This is a genomic window from Aeromicrobium sp. PFPM2_SD2 (genome assembly GCF_057364525.1).
This window is the reverse complement of sequence record NZ_JBNFNZ010000331.1, coordinates 1-2,804: the sequence shown is the minus strand read 5'-3', so window position 1 is coordinate 2,804 and position 2,804 is coordinate 1. Positions and strand designations below refer to the sequence as shown.

1 protein-coding gene and 1 pseudogene are annotated in these 2,804 nt (G+C 72.5%); both read right to left on the bottom strand.

The genetic code is table 11. The features are described 5' to 3' along the window. Nucleotides 1-105: 105 nt before the first annotated feature. Nucleotides 106-720, bottom strand: a complete 615-nt coding sequence (locus tag AC2W7G_RS13080) for a hypothetical protein (protein ID WP_485868826.1) — start codon at nt 718-720, stop codon at nt 106-108. Nucleotides 721-1,005: 285 nt separating this feature from the next. After that, nucleotides 1,006-2,633: pseudogene (gene alaS / locus AC2W7G_RS13075) on the bottom strand (alanine--tRNA ligase); the annotation flags it as partial. Nucleotides 2,634-2,804 lie beyond the last annotated feature (171 nt).

Here is a 2,804-nt window from a genome sequence, read left to right as displayed (position 1 = left end):
TGGCGTAGCCCTCCTGCAGCATGGTGGCGGCGTGGTTCAGGTACGGCAGCAGCAGGGTCCGCGCGATGCGTCCGCGCCCGTCGATGTGGGCGCCGACGACCTTGATCAGCTCGCCGGCGCTGAGGCCGCGCTGCTGGGCGGCGTCGTTGAGGGCCACGACCGCGGACGCTTGCCGGCGTCGGTGCCGACGACGACCACGACCGCCGGGCGGTCCTGGACGCGGCCACGGACGTCGAGGGCCAGGCTGCGGACGTCGCCGCCGGACAGGCCCGCGGCGTGGTGTCCGACGTACGCGACGCCGTTCACGTCCTTCGCGCCGGCCGCCAGGTCGCCCGCGGCGCCCAGCACCTGGGCCGCCTTGATCTTCTCGGCCTCCTTCTCGACCGTGCGCAGGCGCTCGACGAGGTCGCCGACGCGGCCGGCGACGTCGTCGGGACGCACCTTGAGCAGGTCGGTCAGCTGGCGGACGATGTCGCGCTCGCGGGCCAGGTACTGGAAGCCCTCGAGGCCGACGAGCGCCTCGACGCGGCGGTTGCCCGAGCCGACCGACGACTCACCGGTCAGCACGACGGTGCCGATCTGCGAGGAGCGGGCGACGTGCGTGCCGCCGCACAGCTCGCGCGACCACGGGCCGCCGATCTCGACGACGCGGACGTCCTCGCCGTAGGTCTCGCCGAACAGCGCGAGCGCGCCCCACTCCTTGGCCTCGGGCAGGCTCATCACCTGGGCCGAGACGGCGAGGTCCTCGCGCAGCGCCCGGTTGGCGACCTGCTCGACGTCGTGGACCTGCTCGGGCGCGAGCGCGCCGTTCCAGCCGAAGTCCAGGCGCAGGTAGCCCGGGCGGTTGTACGAGCCGGACTGCAGCGCCGTCGGGCCGAGCACCTCACGCAGGGCGGCGTGCACGACGTGCGTGCCCGAGTGCGCCTGGCAGGCGCCCAGGCGCCAGTCGGGGTCGACCGCGGCCTCGACGCCGGTGTCCTGGACGAGCTCGCCCTCGAGCACGCGCACCTGGTGCACGACCAGGCCCTTGATCGGACGCTGGACGTCGAGCACCTCGGCCCGCCCCCCGTCCCAGACCAGGTGACCGGCGTCGGCGTTCTGGCCACCGGACTCGGCGTAGAACGGCGTGCGGTCGAGCACGACCTCGCCGACCTGACCGGGCGTGAGCACCGCCCCGGCCCGGCCCTCGGCCAGCACGGCCACGACCATCGACTCGGTCGACAGCGCCGTGTAGGCGAGCCAGTCGGTCGGGCCGGACGCGTCGAGCGTCTCGCGGTAGACCGTCGTGTCGGCGTGGCCGCCCTTCTTGGCCCTCGCGTCGGCCTTGGCCCGGGCCTTCTGCTCGGCCATGAGCGCGCGGAAGCCCTGCTCGTCGACGCTCAGGCCCTGCTCGGCGGCCATCTCCAGCGTCAGGTCGATCGGGAAGCCGTAGGTGTCGTGCAGCGCGAACGCCTGGTCGCTGGCCAGCACCGTCGCGCCGGAGCGCTTGGTCTCGTCGGCGGCCTGGTCGAAGATCTGCGTGCCCTTGGCCAGCGTGCGCCGGAAGGCGTCCTCCTCGGCGTACGCGACCTGGCTGATGCGGGCGAAGTCGGTCTCCAGCTCGGGGTAGGAGGCCTTCATCCGCTCCATGCTGACCGGCAGCAGCTCGGGCAGCGCCGGGCCCTCGTAGCCGAGCAGGCGCATCGAGCGCACGGCGCGGCGCAGCAGGCGGCGCAGCACGTAGCCGCGGGCCTCGTTGCCGGGCGTGACGCCGTCGCCCATGAGCATGAGGCCCGAGCGCACGTGGTCGCGACGACGCGGAAGCGGACGTCGTCCTGCTCGTCGGCGCCGTACGCCTTGCCGGTCAGCTCGGCGGCGCGCTCGATGACCGGGAAGACCTCGTCGATCTCGTAGAGGTTCTCCTTGCCCTGCAGCAGGTAGGCGACCCGCTCCAGGCCCATGCCGGTGTCGATGTTCTTGGCCGGCAGCGGGCCCTCGACGTCGAAGTCGTCCTTGGCGCGCACGGCGCTGAGCGACTCCTGCATGAAGACCAGGTTCCAGATCTCCAGGAAGCGGTCCTCGTCGGCGTTCGGGCCGCCGTCGGGGCCGTACTCGGGGCCGCGGTCGACGTAGATCTCGCTGCACGGGCCGCCGGGTCCGGGCACGCCCATGTTCCAGTAGTTGTCCTTGAGCCCCCGGCCCTGGATGCGCTCGTCGGGCAGCCCGGCGACGTCCTTCCAGAGCTGGCGCGCCTCGTCGTCGCTGGGCAGCACGGTCACCCAGATCTTCTCCGGGTCGAAGCCCAGGCCGCCGTCCTCGACCAAGCCGGTGATGAGGCCCCAGGCGAAGCGGATGGCGCCTTCCTTGAAGTAGTCGCCGAAGGAGAAGTTGCCGCACATCTGGAAGAAGGTGCCGTGGCGGGTGGTCTTGCCGACCTCCTCGATGTCGAGGGTGCGCACGCACTTCTGCACGCTCGTCGCGGTGGCGTACGGCGGCGTCTCCTGGCCCAGGAAGTACGGCTTGAAGGGCACCATGCCGGCGTTGACGAACAGCAGCGTCGGGTCGTCGAGGAGCAGCGGCGCCGACGGGACGACCGTGTGCCCCGCCTTCTCGAAGTGGGCGAGGAATCGGCGGCGGATCTCCGCGGTCTCCATCAGTGTGTGTCCTTCTCGATCGCTGGGGGCGGAGCCTGCCGTCCGGGCAGCAGCTCCAGGGGGATGTCGAGGTCGCGGGCGATCTGCGCCTCGCGGGCGTCCATGCCCTCGCGCACCTCGGCGGCGAAGGCCTGCAGGCCGGTGGCGAGGGGCGCCGGCCTGGTCGGCCAG